The organism is Salinirubellus salinus, assembly GCF_025231485.1.
GTDB classification, from domain to species: domain Archaea; phylum Halobacteriota; class Halobacteria; order Halobacteriales; family Haloarculaceae; genus Salinirubellus; species Salinirubellus salinus.
On record NZ_CP104003.1, the window covers coordinates 4,068,903 to 4,088,932 of the forward strand.

The 20,030-nt window shown below is 70.5% G+C and carries 21 protein-coding genes and 3 pseudogenes; 9 read left to right on the forward strand and 15 right to left on the reverse strand.

Annotated features, from left to right (window positions below; genetic code table 11):
- Positions 1–65: 65 nt before the first annotated feature.
- The 4 genes and pseudogenes from N0B31_RS21170 to N0B31_RS21185 all read right to left on the reverse strand — a co-directional run bounded on the left by N0B31_RS21170 (position 66) and on the right by N0B31_RS21185 (position 3,495).
- Positions 66–1,301 carry a M20 family metallopeptidase gene (locus N0B31_RS21170; RefSeq protein WP_260593641.1) on the reverse strand — a complete coding sequence of 412 codons (1,236 nt, stop codon included), beginning with the start codon at positions 1,299–1,301 and terminating at the stop codon, positions 66–68.
- Between the two features lie 66 nt (positions 1,302–1,367).
- A complete protein-coding gene (locus N0B31_RS21175) occupies positions 1,368–1,808 on the reverse strand; it encodes a DUF6691 family protein (protein ID WP_380628494.1) in 441 nt (146 codons plus the stop codon).
- Between the two features lie 9 nt (positions 1,809–1,817).
- Complete coding sequence (locus N0B31_RS21180) at positions 1,818–2,291, reverse strand: YeeE/YedE family protein (RefSeq protein WP_260593642.1); 474 nt, start codon at positions 2,289–2,291, stop codon at positions 1,818–1,820.
- Positions 2,292–2,297: 6 nt separating this feature from the next.
- A pseudogene (locus N0B31_RS21185) lies at positions 2,298–3,495 on the reverse strand (MBL fold metallo-hydrolase).
- A gap of 311 nt (positions 3,496–3,806) precedes the next feature.
- Between N0B31_RS21185 and N0B31_RS21190 the strand changes: the two are divergent.
- The 5 genes from N0B31_RS21190 (at position 3,807) to N0B31_RS21210 (ending at position 6,327) form a co-directional block, all read left to right on the forward strand.
- The gene (locus tag N0B31_RS21190) at positions 3,807–4,061 is read left to right on the forward strand and encodes a sulfurtransferase TusA family protein (RefSeq protein WP_260593643.1); all 255 of its coding nucleotides are present in this window, start codon (positions 3,807–3,809) and stop codon (positions 4,059–4,061) included.
- Between the two features lies 1 nt (position 4,062).
- The gene (locus N0B31_RS21195) at positions 4,063–4,647 is read left to right on the forward strand and encodes a DsrE/DsrF/DrsH-like family protein (RefSeq protein WP_260593644.1); all 585 of its coding nucleotides are present in this window, start codon (positions 4,063–4,065) and stop codon (positions 4,645–4,647) included.
- A 131-nt stretch (positions 4,648–4,778) separates the two neighbouring features.
- Positions 4,779–5,213, forward strand: coding sequence for a CBS domain-containing protein (locus N0B31_RS21200; RefSeq protein WP_260593645.1), 435 nt, complete (start codon positions 4,779–4,781; stop codon positions 5,211–5,213).
- Positions 5,210–5,644 (forward strand): DUF2267 domain-containing protein, encoded by a 435-nt coding sequence (locus tag N0B31_RS21205; RefSeq protein WP_260593646.1) that lies wholly within the window; start codon positions 5,210–5,212, stop codon positions 5,642–5,644. Before N0B31_RS21200 ends, N0B31_RS21205 begins: the two co-directional genes overlap by 4 nt.
- Positions 5,645–5,700: 56 nt before the next feature.
- On the forward strand, positions 5,701–6,327 hold the full coding sequence (locus N0B31_RS21210) for a phosphoribosyltransferase (protein WP_260644029.1): 627 nt from the start codon (positions 5,701–5,703) through the stop codon (positions 6,325–6,327).
- A 41-nt stretch (positions 6,328–6,368) separates the two neighbouring features.
- Here N0B31_RS21210 and N0B31_RS21215 read toward each other — a convergent pair whose 3' ends face one another.
- The 6 genes from N0B31_RS21215 to fer all read right to left on the reverse strand — a co-directional run bounded on the left by N0B31_RS21215 (position 6,369) and on the right by fer (position 9,813).
- Positions 6,369–6,806 (reverse strand): Hsp20/alpha crystallin family protein, encoded by a 438-nt coding sequence (locus tag N0B31_RS21215; protein ID WP_260593647.1) that lies wholly within the window; start codon positions 6,804–6,806, stop codon positions 6,369–6,371.
- Between the two features lie 208 nt (positions 6,807–7,014).
- Positions 7,015–7,329 carry a hypothetical protein gene (locus N0B31_RS21220; protein WP_260593648.1) on the reverse strand — a complete coding sequence of 105 codons (315 nt, stop codon included), beginning with the start codon at positions 7,327–7,329 and terminating at the stop codon, positions 7,015–7,017.
- Between the two features lie 61 nt (positions 7,330–7,390).
- Positions 7,391–8,308, reverse strand: a complete 918-nt coding sequence (locus tag N0B31_RS21225) for an AEC family transporter (RefSeq protein WP_260593649.1) — start codon at positions 8,306–8,308, stop codon at positions 7,391–7,393.
- Positions 8,309–8,364: 56 nt separating this feature from the next.
- Entirely contained in the window at positions 8,365–8,793 is a 429-nt protein-coding gene (locus N0B31_RS21230) for a hypothetical protein (protein ID WP_260593650.1), read from the reverse strand.
- Positions 8,790–9,083, reverse strand: coding sequence for a hypothetical protein (locus N0B31_RS21235; protein WP_260593651.1), 294 nt, complete (start codon positions 9,081–9,083; stop codon positions 8,790–8,792). Before N0B31_RS21235 ends, N0B31_RS21230 begins: the two co-directional genes overlap by 4 nt.
- A gap of 61 nt (positions 9,084–9,144) precedes the next feature.
- Positions 9,145–9,813, reverse strand: a complete 669-nt coding sequence (gene fer / locus N0B31_RS21240) for a ferredoxin Fer (protein WP_260593652.1) — start codon at positions 9,811–9,813, stop codon at positions 9,145–9,147.
- A 725-nt stretch (positions 9,814–10,538) separates the two neighbouring features.
- Between fer and N0B31_RS21245 the strand changes: the two genes are divergently transcribed.
- From N0B31_RS21245 to N0B31_RS21255, 3 genes are all read left to right on the forward strand, one after another.
- Positions 10,539–11,630: a hypothetical protein gene (locus tag N0B31_RS21245; RefSeq protein WP_260593653.1), complete on the forward strand. Its 1,092-nt coding sequence runs from the start codon at positions 10,539–10,541 to the stop codon at positions 11,628–11,630.
- A gap of 95 nt (positions 11,631–11,725) precedes the next feature.
- A complete protein-coding gene (locus N0B31_RS21250; protein WP_260593654.1) occupies positions 11,726–12,346 on the forward strand; it encodes a tail fiber domain-containing protein in 621 nt (206 codons plus the stop codon).
- 63 nt (positions 12,347–12,409) lie between these two features.
- Positions 12,410–12,592: a hypothetical protein gene (locus N0B31_RS21255; protein ID WP_260593655.1), complete on the forward strand. Its 183-nt coding sequence runs from the start codon at positions 12,410–12,412 to the stop codon at positions 12,590–12,592.
- Between the two features lies 1 nt (position 12,593).
- On the opposite strand, the gene N0B31_RS21260 is transcribed toward N0B31_RS21255, so the two are convergent.
- The 4 genes and pseudogenes from N0B31_RS21260 to N0B31_RS21275 all read right to left on the reverse strand — a co-directional run bounded on the left by N0B31_RS21260 (position 12,594) and on the right by N0B31_RS21275 (position 17,273).
- Positions 12,594–13,538 (reverse strand): ABC transporter substrate-binding protein, encoded by a 945-nt coding sequence (locus N0B31_RS21260; RefSeq protein WP_260593656.1) that lies wholly within the window; start codon positions 13,536–13,538, stop codon positions 12,594–12,596.
- Between the two features lie 53 nt (positions 13,539–13,591).
- Positions 13,592–14,421: pseudogene (locus N0B31_RS21265) on the reverse strand (YqcI/YcgG family protein).
- A gap of 817 nt (positions 14,422–15,238) precedes the next feature.
- The gene (locus N0B31_RS21270) at positions 15,239–16,513 is read right to left on the reverse strand and encodes a M20 family metallo-hydrolase (protein ID WP_260593657.1); all 1,275 of its coding nucleotides are present in this window, start codon (positions 16,511–16,513) and stop codon (positions 15,239–15,241) included.
- A 58-nt stretch (positions 16,514–16,571) separates the two neighbouring features.
- The gene (locus tag N0B31_RS21275) at positions 16,572–17,273 is read right to left on the reverse strand and encodes a hypothetical protein (RefSeq protein WP_260593658.1); all 702 of its coding nucleotides are present in this window, start codon (positions 17,271–17,273) and stop codon (positions 16,572–16,574) included.
- A gap of 131 nt (positions 17,274–17,404) precedes the next feature.
- On the opposite strand from N0B31_RS21275, the pseudogene N0B31_RS22645 reads away from it, so the two are divergent.
- Positions 17,405–19,029: pseudogene (locus N0B31_RS22645) on the forward strand (GMC family oxidoreductase).
- Between the two features lie 18 nt (positions 19,030–19,047).
- Here the strand turns inward: N0B31_RS22645 and N0B31_RS21290 are convergent.
- Positions 19,048–20,010, reverse strand: a complete 963-nt coding sequence (locus N0B31_RS21290) for a hypothetical protein (protein ID WP_260593661.1) — start codon at positions 20,008–20,010, stop codon at positions 19,048–19,050.
- Between the last annotated feature and the right edge of the window lie 20 nt (positions 20,011–20,030).

Consider the following 20,030-nt stretch of genomic DNA (forward strand, 5'->3'; position numbering starts at 1 on the left):
AGATACTGGGAACTGAGTCGACCCGTCGGTTCCGGGACGTAAGCGCGGCGACTCACCGTGACGGCTCAGGCCGTCGCCGTCGCCCAGACCGCCGGGAGCCGCGTGTAGACCTCGGCGTTCCCGACGAGTGCGCGGAGCGTGGTGTACTCGTCGACGGCGTGGACGGTGTCGGTGCCCAGCGCGAACTCGACGGTCGGGACGCCGGCCTCGCGGAACTTCTTGGCGTCGCCGCCGCCGGTGGCGCTGCGACGGTAGACGCGACCCTCGGTGACGGCCTCGGCCGTCGAGGCGACGCTCTCGACCAGCGGGCTGTCGAGCGGTTCGTAGGTACCGACGGACCAGCTCGCGTCCTCGATGGCGACGTGCGGGTACTCACGCAGACACTCGCGGATGTCGGCGAGCACCGTCGGCGTCTCGACGCCCGCGTTCAGGCGGACGTCGAGCCGTGCGGTGGCCGCCGCCGGCACCGTGTTGACGCTCTCGCCGCCCTCGATGGTCCCGAGGTTGACCGTCGGGGACGAGAACAGCTCGCGCGCGGCGTCGGCCCCCATCGTCGGCCCGTAGTACGCGACGCTCTCCTCGACGATGGGTGCCATCGCCTCGGGACCAGGGAGGGGACGTGCCGGCAGGCGCTCGCGGATGGCCGAGACGGCCGCCCAGAGCCGGTCGATGGCGTTCGCACCCAGCATCGGCCGCGACCCGTGGGCCGCCTCGCCCTCGGCACGGAGCGTGAGCCAGATGCTCCCCCGGTCGGCGACGGTGACGGAGTGGTTCCCGCCGCTACAGGTCGTCTCCCCGACGACGCAGGCGTCGGCGTCGACGGCGCCCTGGTCGAGTATCGCCCGGACGCCCGCCGACCCGCCCGTCTCCTCGTCGCTCACGAACGCGAACGTGAGGTCGACGGGCGGGTCGGCGTCGGCCGCGACGAACGTCTCGGCGGTGTGGAGCATCGCGGCCAGCGGCCCCTTCATGTCCGTCGCGCCCCGGCCGTAGACGCGGTCACCGTCGCGTTCGCCGAGCGGGTCGTGTGTCCACTCGGCGGCGTCGAACGGCACCGTATCGAGGTGCCCGTTGTAGAGCAGGGTCCGGTCGGCCTCGCCCGGGACGGTGGCGAGGACGTTCGGCTTGGCCGGGTCGACCGCGACACGGTCGGTGTCGAGGCCGAGGTCGGCGAGGAACGACTCCACGTGGTCGGCGAGCGCGCGCACGTCTCCCGGCGGGTTCTGCGTGTCGACGGCGAGCAGGTCGAGCGCGAGGTCGGCGACCCGTTCGGCCGAGAGTCGGTCGGTGGGTGGCTCCATCGTCGTGGTGTCAGGTGGACCGCGAGAGACGTAGGTCTACGTGTCGGTACCGGCGTGGGCCGGCGATCAGTCGTCGCTCGGGACCGCGTCCGCGTCGGTGCTCCGCTGGCTGCGCCAGATGCCCTGGGCGTACGCGCCGATGAACATCCCGGCGATGGCGTACAGGATGGGCCAGTTGCCCACCCCCAGACTGGCGTAGGCCGCGCCGGGACAGATGCCGGCGAGTCCCCAGCCGACGCCGAAGACGACGCCGCCGACGAGGACGTTCCGGTCGAACGACTTCAGGCGCCGTTCGTAGGGTCGGCCCGTCAGGGGGGCGCCGTCCCGGAGCCGCGGGAGCACCCAGAACCCCAGGCCGGCGACGATAGAGCCGCCGAACATCACGAACAGCAGCCCCAGGTCCTCGAACAGGAGGAAGTCGATGACGACCTCCGGGCGCGCCATGTGGCTGTACCCCAGCCCGAAGCCGAAGATCAGCCCGCCGACGACCACGAGCGGGGCGAACAGGGTGGCGCTTCACAGGCCACCTCCGAGCGCGGCGATCACGTTCGCCGTGACGATCGCCACCAGGACGAAGGTCGCGACGCCGATCAGCGAGGTCCGAGAGGCGCTCCCGACCCCGCAGATTCCGTGGCCGGAGGTACACCCCTTGCCGATGCGGGTGCCGACGCCGACGAAGATGCCGCCGACGAACAGCCGCCACGGCTCGACCCCGGTCGTCCAGGCACCGCCCTGGAACAGGACGGCGTAGACGGCCGCCCCGAGGACGATGCTGACGGTGAACAGCACGCGCCAGTCACGCGACGGGCGGTACTGCTGGAACCGCGAGGCGTCCGAGACGTACGAGAGGGTCGACTCGAGGAACGTGCTCGCGCCGGCGGCGATACCGGTGCCGGCGTAGACGACCAGCGTCCCCAGGCCGACCAGCAACCCTCCGACGGCGTAGCGCTCTACCCCGTTTGGGAAGAAGCCGGCGAGTCCTTCGAGCATCGGGGCTTAGTCGCTCGTGAGCGCGTCCTGGCTGGCGGCGCAGTTGTTCGGCCCGAGCTCGAGCGTGAACGCCTCGTCGTCGTCGACGGCCTCCTGACCGAGGTTGGTGGCGATGATCTGCTCGTAGTTCGCCGGGCGCGGGGGCATGTCCGCGAGGACGAGGTCGACGAAGTCGTCCTCGTCCATCGTCAGCGCGTCCATCCGCTCGCGCAGGTCGCCGATGGGCGCGGTGTAGGTGGCGTCGTCGGCCGGGTCGGCGGCGTCGCTGAAGTGCGCCCCGCCGACGAGGACGTCGTCGTCGAGCGTCAGCACGCGCTCCTGCAGGCTCTCGTAGAGCATGCGGGCCGCGTCGGGTGCGCCGTCGTCACCCTCCTCGAGGTCCGGGCGCGCGACGCTCTCGATGAACAGCCCGTCGCCCGTCGCGAGCAGGCTGTCCCCGACGAGGTAGGAGGTCATCCCGGTGGTGTGCCCGGGCGTGAACACCGTCTCGACGGTCGCGTCGCCGACGTCGAACTCGTCGCCGTCGGCCGCCAGCGTCACGTCGTCCGTGTAGGTGACCCCGCGGCCGGCGGCGGCCTCGGGGATGACGCCCTCCACGCCCTCCTCGGCGAGCGCGCGCACGCCGGAGATGTGGTCCGCGTGGATGTGCGTGTCGATGGCGTACGTCAGGTCGACGCCCAGCTCCTCGGCGTCCGCGAGGTAGCGGTCGGTGAACGCCCTGAGCGGGTCGATGATCGCGGCCTCCTCGCCGTCGTAGACGAGGTAGCCGAGACACCCGCAGAGGGCGCTGGTACTGCAGGACGGTCCCCGGACCGTCGTACGCCGTGACCTCCTCGGCCTCGTAGATGGAGGCCCAGCCGTTCATCCCGTCCTCGAGGTGGTCGACGTCGTAGCCGCGCTCGACGAGCGTCGCGGCGACGTACTCGCTCGCGCCACCCTTCGCGCAGAGGACGGTGACGTGCTCGTCCTCGGGGATGCGATCGAGGACGTCCTCGGGGATCTCCTCGTCCAGGAACTCGAAGTAGGGGACGTTGATGCTCTCGACGTTCTCGCCGTCGATGCGCCACTCCTCGTAGTCGCTGGCCATCCGCGAGTCGAGGATGGTGACCGGCTCGCCGCCGTCGATACGGGCCTTGAGGTCTTCGGGCGTCGTCGATTCGACAGTCACGTCGGGCATCTCCACGCCCAACTCGTCCGGGTTCATGTGCACGCTCCACTACCGGACGGTTCGACTTAAGCGTTCGGATGGTAGTTCTAACTTTCTGCAATACTGGGGCCACCCATCCTCCGTCGAACGTCGCGTGAGAGCGCGCGAGATGTCACTACGCACCTCCTCCGTTCGGTCACGAGTGCCGATAATAGCGGCTCTGGGGCGCTGAAGCGCCCCGTTCAACCCGTGTCTGGCGTCGACATGCAGCCTCGCACAGGTATTGCGTGTATTGGGCAATAATCGATATCCTTATGTCCGCCAGTCCGTTACGCGGTGATAGCCCCCACCGAGGGGAGACAGCAACAATGAGCACCGAGACACCTACCGAGACGCTCGACGTGAAAGGACAGAACTGCCCGATGCCGGTCGTGAAGACGAAAGGCGCGTTCGACGCGCTCGCGCCGGGCGGGACCCTCGAAGTGGTCGCCACCGACTCCGGCAGTGTGAGCGACATCGCCGGCTGGGCGGAGTCCACCGAGGGCGCCGAACTGCTCGACCAGGAGGAGTCGACGGAGGGCGGCGAGGCCGTCTTCAAGCACTACATCCGCAAGGCCGAGTGAGATGAGCACGGACACCCCGACCCCCGCCGACGGCGCCCCCTCGCCAGAGGAGTTCGAGGCGATGCGCACGCGGATGGAGGAACTGGAGGAGGAGCTCGCGTCGGTCAAGGCCGACGTCTCCGACTCGCCCAAGAAGATGGTCATCGTGGCGACGAAGGGGACGCTCGACATGGCCTACCCGCCACTCATCCTCGCCTCCACCGCGGCCGCGTTCGGCTACGACGTGACCGTGTTCCACACGTTCTGGGGGCTCGAGATACTCCACGAGGAGAACTCGAAGGACCTCCAGCTCAGCGCCGTCGGCAACCCGAACATGCCGATGCCCAACGCCATCGCCGCGCTCCCCGGCATGGACCGCGTCACCACCGGCATGATGCGAAAGCGCATCGCCGAGAACGAGGTGGCCAGCATCGAGGAGCTCATCGAGATGTCGCTCGACCAGGGCGTCGACCTGCAGGCCTGTCAGATGACCATCGAACTGCTGGGCTACGACGAGGACGAGTTCTACGACGGCGTCACCACCGGTGTCGGCGCGGCCAGCGCCTTCCAGGAGATGGTCGAGGCGGACATCCAGTTGCTGGTCTGAACCGCTCGCCGCCGACCGTTCTCCGACGTTCCCCCGTCCGCGACCGTCCGTCACCCGTGAGCTTCCCATCAGATGGGTGACACCACCCCGTTATTTGTCCACACGAGTCGTACGGAGCCGTCGGTGAGAGTATGACCATCGATCGACTCACGCGGAAGGACGTCGTGACAGCCACGGGCGACGTGTCGGCGGCCGACCTCGCCAGGACGATGAAAGAGCGCGACGTCGGTAGCGTCGTCGTCGTCAGTGACGACCGGCCCATCGGAGTCGTCACCGACCGCGACCTCGTGTTGTACGTCATGGCGACCGACCGGGACCCCGAGGAGGCGACGGCGCGCGACCTCATGTCCGAGGACCTGTTCAGCGTCGAGGCCGGCGACGGGGTGTTCGCGGTGATGAGCCGGATGGCCGACGCCGGCGTCCGGCGCGTCCCCGTCACCGAGGCGGGCGAACTCGTGGGCGTCGTCGCCCTCGACGACCTGGTGGTGCTGCTGGCGAACGAACTCGGCAACCTCGCCGCGGTCATCGAGGCGGAGATGCCCCCCGTCACGGAGGTGGAGCCGTGAACTTCGACGAGTTCACCGGGCAACTCCAGCACCGACTGGGGACGCCCGGCACGGGAGAGACGGTGCGCGCGGCGCGTGCGACGCTGTCGACGCTCGGAGCGCGCATCCCCGAGGGCGCGGCCGAGGACCTCGCGGCCTCGCTCCCGATGGAGATCGACTGGTACCTCACCGGGGCGCCCCGCGAACACGGCCAGCGGTTCGACTGGCGCGAGTTCGTCCAGCGGGTCGCCGAGATCGAGGGTGCCGAACCGCAGGACGCGGCCTACCACGCCCAGCTCGTGATGGACCTCGTCGCCGAACTCGTCCCGCCCTCGGACCTCGCGGACCTCCGCGGGATGCTCCCCGAGGCCGAGGACGAGGAGAACTGGCGGAAACTGTTCGCCGTGGTGGACGCCGGTGGCTGGGTCGACTCCAGTGCCAGTGCGCCCTGAGCGGCCGGTCGGTCGGCGCCGTCACACCCACCCCGTCCCGCGACGAGGTGAGCGACGTGTTTAGCGACCGGACCGACGCGGGGCACCGACTCGGCGAGCGCCTCGTCGAACTGGGCGTCGAGACGGACGTCGTGCTCGCGGTGCCACGCGGTGGGCTGCCGGTCGGCCGGGCCGTCGCGGACGCGCTCGGCGCGCCGCTGGACGTCGTCGCCGCGCGGAAACTGGGGGCGCCGGGGAACGCGGAACTGGCCATCGGCGCCGTCGCCGCCGACGGCACCGTCTGGCTGAACGACCCGCTCGTCGCGGAACTGGGTATCGGCGAGGCGTACGTCGAGGACGCCGTCGAGCACGAACGGGGGGTCGCCGAGGGGAAACTCCAGCGCTACCGCGAGGGTCGGCCCCCGCTCGACCTGCAGGGCAGGCAGGTCGTGGTCGTGGACGACGGGGTCGCCACGGGAGCGACGACCATCGCCTGTCTCCGGCAGGTGCGCGAGGCCGGGGCCGCACGGGTCGTCCTCGCGGTCCCGGTCGGGCCGCCGGACACCGTCGCCCGCCTCGGACGGGAGGCCGACGAGGTGGTCTGTCTCGCCACCCCCGAGCGGTTCGGTGCCGTCGGACGGTTCTACGATTCGTTCACGCAGGTCAGCGACGAGGAGGCGATGGGGTACCTCGACCCGGCCTGAACGGTCCAGGTCGGTCGGGGTGGTCCGTCGGCGTCGGACCGCTACTCGATCTCGATCTTCCGTTCGTTCTCCGCCTCGGTGCGCGGGAGTGTCACCGTGAGGACACCGTTGGTCATCTTCGCGGTGACCTTCTCGGGGTCGACCTCGCCGGGGAGTCGGACGGAGCGGTCGACGGACTCGTGTCGTCGCTCGTGTCGGACGAACCGGTCGCGCTCCTCGTCGAACGCCTCCGCGTGGTCGCCGCGGATGCGGAGGGTGTGGTTCGTCACCTTGATGTCGACGTCCTCCCGCTCGAAGCCGGGCATGTCGATGGCGACGACGAACTCGTCGTCGCGCTCTATCATGTCCATCGCGACGGGCTCGTACTCGCGGAGGAAGCCGGGGACGTCCGGCTCCCAGACGTGGGCGGTCTCCTCGAACTGCTCGCTCATTCGCTCGAAGAACCGTTCGAGCTCCTCGAACGGGTTGCGTGTGCTCATTGTCGTGTACCTCGGTTCCGGAGACGACGAGACGGGACGTAGTTACACGCTGCCGAACACGGTCACGGTCGCGTGACCGTCACGACGCACGAGCGTCTGCCCCCGTGGAGCCGCGTCGGCCGAACCGACGTGTGGCCCCGGTTAGACGGGGCGTAACGTCCGACGCCGTGACGCTCGCTGCCGGCGGACCGTCACGGTCGCCGAGCGTTCAGACGGCGTCGGCCTCGAGGGCGCGCCAGAGCCGCTGGGCCTTCAGCGCCCCCGACTCGGAGGCCGGTTCGGTCCGGTAGTAGAATCGTACCGCGGGGTCGTCGCTTCCCTCCTCGGGGGTCAGGATGGCCACCAGCGTCCCGTCGGGGGTGCGGAACTTCATCCCCTCGTCGGTCCGGGTGGCGCTCACGTCGCCGAGCGTCTCGTGGACGCGGGCCGCGACGGTCTCCACGTCGAGGGCGAGTCGCTCGCTGGCGAAGCCCGGGTGGTCCGTCTCGCCGCCGGTCGTCGGGGTCTCGTCCGTGGGAGGCATCGAGACGCTGTATGTCGTGCGCTGGCATATCGCTAGCCTGAGCGGACGGGACACTCCCGATTCAGACGACGAGTCCGAGTACCTCGACGACGAGGAACAGCGTCGCCACGGCGCCCACCGTCGTCGCCACCACGGTGGCGCTCGCGAGGTCGCGGTCCCCGCCGAGTTCGCTGGCGTAGATGTACGTCGAGACGGCGGTGGGCATCGCGAGCATCAGCACGCCCGCCCGGAGCGTCGACGGCGACGGACCGAGCCCGAGGAACACCGCGAGCGCCAGCGCGGGCATCACGAGCAGTTTCACGCCAGCGACGGCGCCCACCGCCGGCGGGTCGACCAGCCCCGTCTCGACCGTGAGCGACGCCCCGACCGAGAGCAGGGCGATGGGGAGCGCGAGCGTCCCCACCGCGTCGAGGGCGGTGGTCGCCGTGTCGGGCACTGCGACGCCGAGCGCGGCCCCGAGCAGGCCCAGTCCGAGCGCGATCAGCACCGGGTTCCGGGCGACGCCGAGCAGCTCCGCGCGGAGGTCGGCCTCGGCGCTCGTCAGGCGGGTGAGCAGGAGCACCGTCAGGGTGACCTGCACGAGCGACCCGACGCCGAGGACGATGCTCGCCTTCGCCGCGGTCAGCCCGCCGAACGCCGCGGCGACGAACGGCACGCCGAGGAACCCCATGTTGCAGTGGTACGACTGGACGACGGCGACCCCTCGCTTCGCGGGGTCCGCACGGTGCCGGTGGAGCGCGAGACTCAGGCCGGCGACGGCCAGCAGGACGACTGTCACGCCGAGCAGGAGGCGCCACGAGAGCACGTCAGAGAGCGACTGCTCGACGGTGGAGGCGAACACGAGCGCCGGGAGAGCGACGTAGAACGCGAGCGCCGTCAGCCGGTCGCGCCGCGTCGGCGTGAGGACGCCGACGGCCCGGAGCGCGGCCCCGACGGCCAGCACGCCGAGCATCAGGCCCAGTTGGTCGACGACACTCATCTGCCCGTGAGTGGCGGGTGTGCGGGGTTGTGGCTTGTGGTTCGCCCGCGGACCGCTCAGAACGGGTGGCGGTCCGCGAGGGTGAACAGGTGGTCCACGTCGGCAAGCGTGTAGTCGGTCAGGACGGCCTCCAGCGTGCTCGCGTCCGCGCCGGCGTCGAGGGCCGCGAGGTACACCTCCCCGGCAGCGGCCACGTCGGCGCTCGTGACGTACGACTCTCGCGCCCGGTCGAGGACCGTGTCCATCCCGGCCACGTCGAGCGCGTAGTCGGCCCAGTGGGTGCGCCCGACGGCGAGGTCCTGGTGCGCGCAGAGCTCCTCGAGGCTGGTGTAGTTCCCGTACGCGCTCCACGCGCTGTGTTTCAGGTCGAGGTGGTCGACCGACTCGAGCAGCGCGTCGAGCGCCGTCGTGGCGTCGGCCGCCCCGGTCCGCTCGAGCCGGCCGGCGGTCACGGGGAGGTCGAACCGGTCGCCGTTGAACGTCACCAGCGTGTCCGGGTCGGCGTCGGCGAGAGCGTCGACGAGGCGGGCGCCGAACGCCGCTTCGGCCTCGCGTGACGCCCCTCGCGGAACAGCACCGTCGCCTCGTCTGGCGTCTCGCTCGGGCGTGTGCCGGGCCGCTGGACGGCGACGGCGGCCGCGAGCAACTCGAAATCACCGGGGTCGTCGAAGTCGGGGTACTCGTCGGCGGGGACGTCGGGCGAGACCGTCTCCAGGTCGAACGCGAGGAGGGTCCGGCCGGTGAGGGCGCTGCCGGTGAGCGTCTGCTGGGTCATACCCTCCCGCCGGGCCGGGGAGGCAAGAAACCGCCGCCTCCGACTGTCCCCCGGGCCGTGGTCAGTCGTCGAGTTCCGCGCGGTTGAACCGCGAGAGCGGCAGGCGCAGGTCGTCGAGGCCGGGTAGGTGCTTGACGTTGAAGACGATCTTCGCCTCCTGCGAGGTGGGCGCGGTGAGACAGGAGAGGCGGATGCCGCGGTCGGTCATCGACGAGGGGAGGATGTGGTTCGAGGACATCGGCATCTCGCCCTCGATGATGGCGACCGCACAGTTCGTGCAGGCGCCCCCGCGGCAGGCGTACGGCCAGACGAGGCCGTTCTCCTCGGCCGCCTCCAGCAGGGTCTGTTTCGGCTCGATGACGAACGTGCCGAACTCCTCGCTCCCCAGTCCGGCCTCGGCGGCCTTCTCGAACAGGTCCTCGTCGGTGAGTTGCCAGCCCTCCTCCTGCAGGACCTCGTAGTCGAGGTAGTGGATGCGGGTCTGGTCGGGTTCGAGCGTCCCGGCCTCCTCCTCCTCTTCGGGGACCTCCGGGTCGGCCGTCTCCTCGGCGTGGTCGGCCGCGTCGTAGCCCGCCTGGATACGCTCGTAGGCGTTCCTGACGGTCTGGAACTCGCGGACCGACCCCCCGTGGTCCGGGTGTGCCTCCTTCACCCGAGCGCGGTAGGCGTCCTCGACAGTCTCGTCGTCGGCGTCGGGGTCGATGCCGAGGACGTCGAACGGGGATGCCACACCGACCGGTAGGCGTCTCGGGGAGTAAAGTCCACCCTTCCGTGCCGGGACTGCCGGGTTCGCCGGCCAGCGCGCTGCCGGCGAACCACGCCCGCCCGCCGACCCCCGTTCACGCCGTGAACGGCCGTTCACGCCCGCTGTGGGGTTCAGAACACCGGTCGACCCCGTTGATTTATGCCAACGACTCGCAAACTCCGGGTCGTGATGTCGGACGAGAACGACGAATGGGGGGTGGACCGGCGGACGCTCCTGCTCGGGGCGACGGCCGGGACGACGGCGCTCGCGGGGTGCAGTTACCTCGCGGGCGTCTGGCCGTTGGGGGACGACGATGACGACGGTGGGGACGGGACGCCGACACCGACCGTGGGGTACGGGGGCAACCGACCTCGACGCCGCCCGCGACGCGAACGCTCACGGCGACGGCAACGGCGACCGCCACCGCGACGCGGAGCGGAGGCGGTGGTGACGGGGGGACCGCCACGCCGAACGAAGACGGCGAGGGGTCGACGGCGACCACCACGGCGACGGACACGCCTGGCGGGACCGATTCGCCGACTGCGACCGACACGCCGACCGATTCGCCCACGCCGGGGGGGACGGACTCCCCGACGGCGACGGACACCCCGACCCCGATCCCGGCATCGGTACCCGAGGACGACTACGGGGACCAGCACTACGGCGACGACAGCTACGGGAGCGTCGACAACTGACGATTCACGACTACTATGCCCGAGACACCAAACCACGACTACAACGTCCCGAACGCGGGCGCCGAGGACTGGCACGTCCCGCTGAACGAGAACTTCGAGCAGTACGATACGGACATCGAGATACGCGACGAGGCGTCCAGACGAGGGGACTACGACCCGAAACAGGGGGCGAAGTTCCTGGAGACGGATACCGGACTCGTCTATCAGGGGGACGGCTCGGCGTGGGTTCCCGCGCTGGCGTACGGGCGGTACGTGCCAGCGGATTCGGCCGACCAGACGGGAAACATCGTCTTCGGACACCCGGCGAACAGTGTCGGCTCCGACGCTGTCGGGGCCACCATCGGCGGGGGTGGTACTGCTGCCAATCCGAACACTGTGACAGGCACTTTTGCGACCATCGGTGGCGGGCGGGTCAACACGTCGGGCGGAGCGAATTCGACAGTCGGTGGCGGGGTGATAAATAGGGCCAGTGGATCGAATTCGACGGTCGGTGGTGGGAGAGGAAATACGGGTAACGGAGAGAACTCGACAGTTGGGGGAGGAATCTCGAACGACGTGGTGGGCCGAGGAGCGACTGTCGGGGGTGGGAGTGGAAATCTTGCCCAAGAGGAGCACGCCACCATTGGAGGCGGGCTGGATAACCGTGCGCTCAAAGCTGATGCTACCGTCGGGGGCGGGAATGCAAATGTTGCAAGGGGTTTCGGTACCGTAGTGTCTGGTGGTGACACTAACCAGGCCGACGAAGCGTATTCGACGGTCGCGGGGGGTGAGGCCAACAGTACGTCTGCTCCGTATTCGACCGTCGGCGGCGGGCACATCAACGTCGCGAGTGCGGAGAAATCGACCATCTCGGGCGGGGTCCGAAACGAGGCGACCGGCGGGTACGCGACGGTCGGCGGGGGCGAGGAGAACACGGCGGAGGATTTCGGCGCGACCACCGCCGGCGGGTACCAGAACCGTGCGTCAAGCCAGGGGTCGTCCGTCGCCGGTGGCACAAAGAACGTCGCGAACGGCTCCGATGCGGCCGTCGGCGGCGGGCACCTCAACGGTGCGAGCGGCTACCGGTCGACCGTCGGCGGGGGACCAACAGCGCGCGTCGGGTCGTGAGTCGACCGTCGCGGGCGGGTCGAGAAACGAGGCCGACGCGGACCGTTCGGCGGTCGGGGGTGGCTACTCGAACTTCGCAGAGGGAGGCCTCGACCGTGCCTGGCGGCTCCGTGAACGCCGCGAACGGCGACTACGCGTTCGCCGCCGGCCGGAAGGCGAACGCCGAGGGGAACGGCACCTTCGTCTGGGGTGATTCATCCGACAACGGGGTCACCGCCACCCAGGACGACGAGTTCAAAGTACAGGCCGGCGGTGGCGCAGTCATCTTCTCGTCGAGCGACCACTCGTCCGGGGTCAATCTCCGGTCGGGATCGGGGTCGTGGTCGGCGTGGTCCACGCGGGCCAGCAAGGCGAACGTCGAGGCCGTCGACCCCGAGACGGTGCTGGACGGGGTCGAATCGCTCGACATCTCCACCTGGAACTACCGGGCACAGGGCGCCGAGACCCGACACATGGGGCCGATGGCCGAGGAGTTCGCCGAGGCGTTCGGACTCGGCGCGGACGACGAGCGCATCAGCAACGTGGACGCCGATGGAGTGGCGTTCGCCGCGATACAGGGGCTGGCCGAGCGACTGGACGAGCGAGAGGCGCGCGTCGAGGAACTGGAATCGGAGAACGAGGAACTGCGCGACCGGCTCTCGGCGCTGGAAGCGCGTGTCGAATCGATGGCGACGACCGACGGAGCGGCGAGCGACCCCGCCCTTGCGGACGACTGACGCGGAGACGGACCCACGCCCGAGACACGCACGCTGAGCACCGACCTGACCGAACCCCTGCTGGTGCAGGTGACGCCGCACGCCCGCGAGCGGGCCCTCCCGCAGGTGATCGAGCGCTCGACCCACCGTATCGTCGTCGAGGAGTTCGAGGGCGAGACCGGGAGCTACGAGGTGTCCTACACGGTGAAGGGGACCCGCGAGGGGTTCGCCGGCGAGGAGGTCGTCCGAGACCCCGCCGCGCGCTGACTCAGCCGAGCAGGTCGTTCGTGTAGAGCGTGCCGGCGTCGAGTTCGCTCGCGGGCAGGTGGTCGCCGTCCAGCGTCCGCAGTATCTCGTTCTTCGCCAGCCAGTCGACGAACGTGGCCCACCGCTCGTGGGCCATCCGGCCCCACTCGCCGTCCTCGGTCAGGAACGCGCCGGAGAGCCGACGGGCACTCTCGACGAGGAACTCGTGGTCGTCGAGGTTCGGCCCGTCCTCGCCGGAGAGCGCGTCGGCCGCTCGCTCGGGGTCGGCGGCGGCCTCGCGGTAGCCACGGGCGGTGGCGTCGAGGAACGACGCGAGCGTCCCGTCCGGGTCCGCCAGCGCGTCCGGGTGGGCCAGCAACACCGGCGTGTACCCGTAGGGCACGTCGTACTCGTCGAGGCCGAAGGTACGGAGCGCGTGGCCCGCGCGCTCGGCGAGGAGGCCCTCCCACGGCTCGAACACCCACGTCGCGTCGGCGCTCCCGTCGACGATGGTGTTCGGGATGCCGAGTTTCGGCGGAGTGACGATGTCCACGTCCCCTTCGCCCCCGTCGTTCTGGACGAGGTGTCGCACGATGTCGTCCTCGAACCGGGCGTCGTAGGAGGCGTAGGTTCGCCCGTCGAGAGCACGGGGTCGCTCGACGTCGCTCGATTCGAGCACGGCGATGGCGCTCGTGTCGCGCTGGCAGAGCGCAGCGACGGCCGTCAGCGACGGGTACGCCGGGTGCGTGTGGTAGCTGATGGCGCTCTCCGAGGGCGCCACCGCGAGGTCCGCGTCACCGGCCGCGACTCGCTTGGCGGGCGTCGTCTCGTAGTCGTCCACGGCGGGCGACAGGAACGAGGCGTCGACGCCGGCCGCCTCGTAGTGGCCGGCCTCGCGGGCGAGGTAGAACCCCACGTGGTTCGTGTTCGGCGTCCAGTCCAGGGCGACGGTCACGCTGCCGGTCATACGTTGGTGGTACTCTTCGGTGGTAGAAAACTCCTCGGGCGGAGGCCGCCGGGTCAGTCCGAGGGCTGGCGCGGGAGCGGTCGCGAGACGCCGGGGTCGAGCGCCGGCGAGACCCTCGGGTGGTCCCGCGATATCTCGATGGGGCACTCGTCGGGCGCCTCCGCGTCGTCCGCCGAGAGCATGTATTGGGGCCACTCGAGATCCGACCCGTAGTCGCCGATGTCGGCGTGAGGGCAGACGCCGTCGTAGTCGACGAGTCGGTCCTGGATTACCCCGCGGGCCTGCTGGCCGGCCTCGCTCTCGGCGGTGACCTCGAGGCGCTCGAACAGTTCGCGGGGCTGGAACGTGATCTCGAGCCCCACCGGGCAGTACCGGCTCCGGCGCTCGTCGTAGAACGGCGCGCGGCAGGTGGGGAACATCGGGTGACCGGCGAAGGAGAACTCCCAGTATGGGTCCTCGGGGTCGGTCGGGATGGCCTCGGGCCACGGCGCCGGGTCGTGGACGTGGAGGAACTGGAGGACGTGCCAGAGCGCCTCGTGGTACTCCCGCTCGCCCCACTCACCCTCGGGCGGGGCGAAGAACGTCACCAGCGACGCCCGCTCGGAGTGGGCCGGCCACACGTCGAGGTACTCGACCAGCACGTCACGGAGCGAGAGGAGGGCGTCCTTGTCGGTCATGGAGGGGACGACGGTGTAGAGCGGGTCCCCCGCCCGCACCGACTCGGCGCCGAAGAAACACGGGAACGGCGACCCCTCGTGCTCGCCGGTGAGCCCTCGTGGAACGTCTCCCAGTGCGCACGCACCCAGTCGGGTCCCGTTCCGGATTCGACGCGCTCGGCGAACGTCGACTGGTCCATCAGGCTCTGGAGGCCGGGTTCGTTCATCGTCGATTGGTTCCCGTACGGGCCGGGCGAACCTCAGTACTGCGGTTCCGGAGCGGGCGTGCCGGGCCTCGGGGGACTCGTCCCGCGTCTCGCGTCCGGAAGACTCGATGCGAGCGGCGCCCCCGGTCGCCGGCCGGGGCTGCCCGCAGACACGCGTCTCCGGCTCGGCTTCGAGGCGTCCCGCCACCGTCTGCTCTCTCAGCAAGTGAGGATGGGGACGCACCCGTCCGGTTCCTCCGTCGGTTCTGGCGTGGGTTCTGGGGTCGGCTCCTCGGTTGGCGTCGGAGCCGGCGTCGGCGTCGGTGACGCGGTCGGTGTGCGCGTCGCCGTCGGGGACGGCGTGGGCACGGGCGTCGCCGGCGAGACGCCCCGCGGCTGCCGCGACGGGCCGCGCGGCCCGAGCCAGCAGCCGACGGGGGCACCGGCCCCTCCCTGAACCCGACGGCGAGGAGGGCGCCGAGGCGACCGAACACCGCGAGACACGCGACGAGACGGGCGACGACGGCGCGGGCTCCGGCCGTCGCAGCTCGCGCGAGGTAGCCCGGTCGGTCGTCGCTCGACTCCCAGTCGAACTGGTCGTCGAACGCCGCCGGCGCCGCCGCCCAGCGCACGTCCGAGGCGGGCGAGAGGCGTCGGTCGTCGGGGCCGCCCTCGTCGCCGTCGTCGCCAGTCCCGTTCGGTCTCGGGTCCATGCTCCAGGTCACCCGAACCGGGCGGACACACACCGTTCAGTCCGTCGCCGGTGATAGCCGGAGGTACATACGCTGGTGGCGGCGGGAGGTCGCCCCCGGCGTCCCGCGAGCGGTGCGTCGGTCGCTCAGGCTCCAGCGAGGGCCGCCAGCGCTCCCGCCAGCACGCGAGTCGCGTCGGCGCAGTCGTCCCAGTCGGTCCACTCCGCGGGGTTGTGCGAGACGCCGTCGCGCGACGGGGCGAACAGCATCCCGGCGTCGGTGACGCGGGCGACGTACATCGAGTCGTGGGCGGCGCCGGAGTGCATCTCGTGGGTGGCGATGCCGGTCCGCTCGCCCGCCTCGACGAGGGCGGCCCGACAGCGCTCGGCCATCGGCGTCGGTTCGACGTCGAACGCCCGGTCGAACGTCGTCTCGACGCCTCGGTGTGTCTCCACGTCCGTCAGGGCCGCCCGCGTCTCCTCGACGAGGTGCTCCATCGAGTCGCGCTCGACGCTCCGGACGTCGACGCCCATCTCGACCCGGCCGGGGACGACGTTGGTCGCGTTGGGCGAGACGCTCAGGTGCCCCACGGTGGCGACGGCCGCCGGGTCGGTGCCGGTGCGACGCTCGGCCGCGTCCTCGACGGCGAGGACCACCTCGCTCGCGGCGGCCAGCGAGTCCGTCCGCTCGTTCCGACCCATCGGCGTCGACCCAGCGTGGTTCGCCTCGCCGACGACGGTGGCGTCGCAGTGCGTGATCCCCGTCACGTCCGTGACGACGCCGACGGGGACGCCGAGGTCCTCGAGGAGCGTATGCTGTTCGACGTGGAGTTCGAGCCACGCGTCCCACCCGCCCGCGTCGAGACGGCTCTCGCCGGCGAACCCGATGTCGTCGAGGGCCTCGCCGAGCGTCCGCCCGTCGGCGTCGGTCAGCGCGAGCGCCTCGTCGACCGACCGCTCGCCGACGGCCACCGAGGAGCCGAGCAGTCCCGGCCCGAACGTGGCGCCCTCCTCCTCCGTGAACGAGACCACCTCCACGGGTCGGGCTGGCTCGACGCCGGCGTTCTGCATCGCCCGCACGGCTTCGAGTGCGGCGTAGATGCCCAGCGGGCCGTCGAAGATGCCGCCCTCGGGGACGCTGTCGAGGTGGCTCCCCGAGGCGACGGGGGCGGCGACCGGGTCGGCGCTCGCGGGTGTCCACCGGCCGACGACGTTGCCGACGCCGTCGACGCGCACGTCGAGGCCGGCGGCTTCCAGCCGGTCGACGAGGTACGCACGCGCTTCTCGGTTCGCCTCGCTCCCGGTCCGGTTCGTCCGGCCGTGGCCCGGCGCGGACGGGGCCGCGCCGCTGGCCCCGAACTCGCCGTTACGCTCGATGTCTGCCCGGAGTCTGTCGGCGTCGACCGCGTCGGCGAGGTCCATACCGGGGGGTCCGTGGTCCGTCGGCAAAAGCAGGTGGGTGCGAGGGAGCGAGCAGGCCCTACTCCAGCAGGACGGTGAACCCCCAGTCGGCCTGCGCCATCGACTCCATCGAGTCGCCGGCGCCGATGTGGGTCTCGAACCGGAACTCGCCGACAGGGAGACAGCCGTCGTAGTCGGGGAGCGCGTAGAGTTCCACGGCCGCCGCGATGGTCTCGCCGGCGGCGAGTTCCTCCGTGCGGTACTCCATAGTCGTCGCGACGGCCTCCGACAGCCGCCAGCAGTTCCCCTCGGCGACGGGGTACTCGCCCTCGGCGGGGAGCAACTGGAGGACGCGCGCGTCGTCCACGACGTACTGGAATCGCACCGCACGGCCCTCACCGACCGTGATGGGCGCGTCGCTCGTGTTCGTGAGCGTCACGCGGAGCGCGGGCGGGTGGTCAGCCGTGGCGACCGGTTCGAGGACGCTCACGCCGGGTTCGACCGGCAGGTCGGGTGCGGGGTCGGTCCCGACGAGGGTGACACCGGGACCGCCGGTGCCACGGGGGCGGGTGCCGCCGGCGTCGCCGTCACCACCGTCGCTCCCCGGCAGGGGTTCGTCGCCGGAGCCGGGGGTGGCGGTGGGCGTCGGCGTCGGGGAGTCGGTCGGGTTGGGCGACGGCGTCCCGTCCGAGCCCCCGGTGCCAGCGGCCACACAGCCGGCGAGGAGACCCATCCCGAGGAGGCCGGCGCCGGCGAGCAGGGTGCGTCGTGTCGGTTGCATGGAGACTCCCACGTCGGGTGAGAGGATAACGACGCCGTAGCCTCAAAGGCCCGCTTGAACGGTGGCGAACGAGGCGAGACCGGTGCGCCATCGTGAGGTAAGTTCATTGTGTGCGAATCACACGTGACGTCATGGCACGACGGAACTACGACTACATCGTGGTCGGCGCCGGGTCGGCGGGGTGTGTCCTCGCGGACCGCCTGACTCGCGACTCGGAGACCACCGTCCTCCTGCTGGAGGCCGGCGAACCGGACGAGAAACGCGAGATCCACATCCCGGCCGGCTTCCCCGAACTGTTCAAGAGCGAGGTGGACTGGGAGTACTACACCGAACCGCAGGAGCACGCCGCAGACCGGCGGCTCTACTGGCCCCGAGGGAAGACGCTCGGCGGGTGTTCGTCGACGAACGCGATGATCTACATCCGGGGCCACCAGTGGGACTACGACCACTGGGCCGAACTCGGCAACGAGGGCTGGGACTACGCCTCGATGCTGGAGTACTTCGAGCGGGCCGAGAACTTCGAGCCGGCCGGTTCGCCGTACCACGGCCTCGGTGGCCCGCTCAACGTGACCGAACCCACCTCGCCGCGGCCCGTCTCCCGGGCGTTCGTCCGCGCCGCCACGCAGGCCGGCTACGACCGGAACGACGACTTCAACGGTGCCGACCAGGAGGGGTTCGGGCTCTACCACCTCACCCAGAAGGACGGCAAGCGCCACTCCGCCGCCGTCGCCTACCTGCACCCCGCACTCGACCGGAAGAACCTCACCGCCGAGACGGGCGCGCAGGTCACCGAGGTGACCATCGAGGACGGCGTCGCCGCGGGCGTCGAGTACGAACAGGACGGCCGGAGGCGGTCCGCCAGCGCGAGCGAGGAGGTGATAGTCAGCGCGGGTGCGGTGAACTCCCCGCAACTGCTGATGCTCTCGGGCATCGGCGACCCCGAGCACCTCGCGGAGCACGGCATCGAGACCCAGGTCGAGTCCCCGGCGTCGGCCGGAACCTGCAGGACCACCTGTTCGCGTTCAACGTCTACGAGACGGATGACGACGTGAGCACGATCGACGACGCGGACAAACTGCAGAACGTCGCCAAGTGGTTCGTCCTGAAGCGCGGCAAACTCACCTCCAACGTCGGCGAGAGCGGCGGGTTCGTCCGCACCAGCGACGACGAACCCGCGCCGGACCTGCAGTACCACTTCGCCCCTTCCTACTTCATGGAACACGGCCTCGCGAACCCCGAGGAGGGCCGTGGGCTCTCCATCGGCGCGACGCAGCTCCGACCGGAGAGCCGTGGCCGTATCGCACTCGCCTCGGAAGACCCGTTCGATGCCCCCCGTATCGACCCGAACTACCTGAGCGAGGAGAAGGACCTCGAAGTGCTGGTGGAGGGGCTGAAGCGGGCCCGCGAGATCGCCTCCCAGTCCGCGCTCTCGGAGTACGTCGGCCGCGAAGTGTGGCCCGGCGAGGACGCCCAGAGCGACGAGGAACTCGCCCAGCACGTCCGCGAGACGTGCCACACGGTCTACCACCCGGTCGGGACGTGCAAGATGGGCGACGACGACATGGCCGTCGTCGACGACGAACTCCGGGTCCACGGGGTCGAGGGTCTCCGGGTCGTCGACGCGAGCGTGATGCCCACCCTCGTCGGCGGGAACACGAACGCGCCGACCATCGCCATCGCCGAGAAGGCCGCGGACCTCATCCGTGAGGAGCGGACACGGGCGGAGCGAGAGCCGATCCCGGCCGACGACGACTGAGTCCGAGTCGGCCCCGACTCAGTCCACCTTGTTCACGTAGAGACCGTAGTTGTAGAGCGTCTCGCCGTCCCAGAGGAGGTTGTCGTTGTCGACGCCCGGCTCCTCGACGGAGAGGTCGAGGCGGTCGAGGAGTTCCTCGTAGGTCGCCGAGAGCGGCGTCGTCTCGCGGTACTCCTCGAGTCCTCGCGCCCGCTCGAACAGCTCGCGGACATCGCTCGAGAGGTCGTCCGGGGCGAGCTCCACGTCCACCCGGTCGGCCAGCACGATCTCGTGGAACGCCTCGCGGGAGTCGGCGACCTCGACGGCGTGGGCCGTGTAGGCCGTCTCCAGCAGCGACTCGGTCTCGGTCGTCAGGCGGTAGTTCCACGGCCCGTCCTCGGTCATCGAGACGACACGGCCGTCGAGGTCGCCGCTGGCGAACTGGCCCTCGAGTTCGGCGGGTCGACGGAGGACGTAGCCCCCACCGTCGGTCAGGAGGTCCACACCGCCGCCCTGTCCGCCGCTCTGGATGCCCGAGTGGTGTATCTTGACGACGCGAGCGTCCACCCGCGAGAGCTCGTCGACGAGCAGAGCGTCGTCGGGGACCTCCTCCTCGGGAACCTCCTCGGCGTAGACGACCTGCCGCTCCATCCGCTTCCGGCCGGTGACGAGCACGTCGGTCTGGAAGTAGCGCCCCTCGTGTTCGACGTAGTGGTCGCTCGCGAGGGGCTCGTAGCCGTAGGTGGTGTAGCGGCCGTCGGGGAGGATGGCGTCGAGCGCCTCGCTCGCGGTCCGGTCCAGCGGGTGTGTCCGCTCGTCGTCGCGGAACAGCACGTACTCGACGGGCGACTGGTCGACGTGGATGAAGCTCAGTGTGTACTCGAACCGCGGGCCGGACTGACCGAGGTCGTCGAGGGCGGCACAGCCGGCGAGACCGACCGCGAGACCGGCCGCGCCGGCGCCGAGGAACTGCCGTCTGGAGGGAGGGCTGTCGGAGACCATACGTGGCGGTCGTGTCGCCC

Excerpts from the sequence above, each read along its gene's own strand:
- N0B31_RS21195 (WP_260593644.1), top strand. The coding sequence starts at position 4,063 with ATGAGCACGGACACCCCGACCCCCGCCGACGGCGCCCCCTCGCCAGAG.
- N0B31_RS21275 (WP_260593658.1), bottom strand. The coding sequence starts at position 17,273 with ATGCAACCGACACGACGCACCCTGCTCGCCGGCGCCGGCCTCCTCGGG.
- N0B31_RS21215 (WP_260593647.1), bottom strand. The coding sequence starts at position 6,806 with ATGAGCACACGCAACCCGTTCGAGGAGCTCGAACGGTTCTTCGAGCGA.
- N0B31_RS21200 (WP_260593645.1), top strand. The coding sequence starts at position 4,779 with ATGACCATCGATCGACTCACGCGGAAGGACGTCGTGACAGCCACGGGC.
- N0B31_RS21260 (WP_260593656.1), bottom strand. The coding sequence starts at position 13,538 with ATGACCGGCAGCGTGACCGTCGCCCTGGACTGGACGCCGAACACGAAC.
- N0B31_RS21180 (WP_260593642.1), bottom strand. The coding sequence starts at position 2,291 with ATGCTCGAAGGACTCGCCGGCTTCTTCCCAAACGGGGTAGAGCGCTAC.
- N0B31_RS21290 (WP_260593661.1), bottom strand. The coding sequence starts at position 20,010 with ATGGTCTCCGACAGCCCTCCCTCCAGACGGCAGTTCCTCGGCGCCGGC.
- N0B31_RS21170 (WP_260593641.1), bottom strand. The coding sequence starts at position 1,301 with ATGGAGCCACCCACCGACCGACTCTCGGCCGAACGGGTCGCCGACCTC.
- N0B31_RS21225 (WP_260593649.1), bottom strand. The coding sequence starts at position 8,308 with ATGAGTGTCGTCGACCAACTGGGCCTGATGCTCGGCGTGCTGGCCGTC.
- N0B31_RS21245 (WP_260593653.1), top strand. The coding sequence starts at position 10,539 with ATGCCCGAGACACCAAACCACGACTACAACGTCCCGAACGCGGGCGCC.
- N0B31_RS21190 (WP_260593643.1), top strand. The coding sequence starts at position 3,807 with ATGAGCACCGAGACACCTACCGAGACGCTCGACGTGAAAGGACAGAAC.
- N0B31_RS21220 (WP_260593648.1), bottom strand. The coding sequence starts at position 7,329 with ATGCCTCCCACGGACGAGACCCCGACGACCGGCGGCGAGACGGACCAC.
- N0B31_RS21270 (WP_260593657.1), bottom strand. The coding sequence starts at position 16,513 with ATGGACCTCGCCGACGCGGTCGACGCCGACAGACTCCGGGCAGACATC.
- N0B31_RS21235 (WP_260593651.1), bottom strand. The coding sequence starts at position 9,083 with ATGACCCAGCAGACGCTCACCGGCAGCGCCCTCACCGGCCGGACCCTC.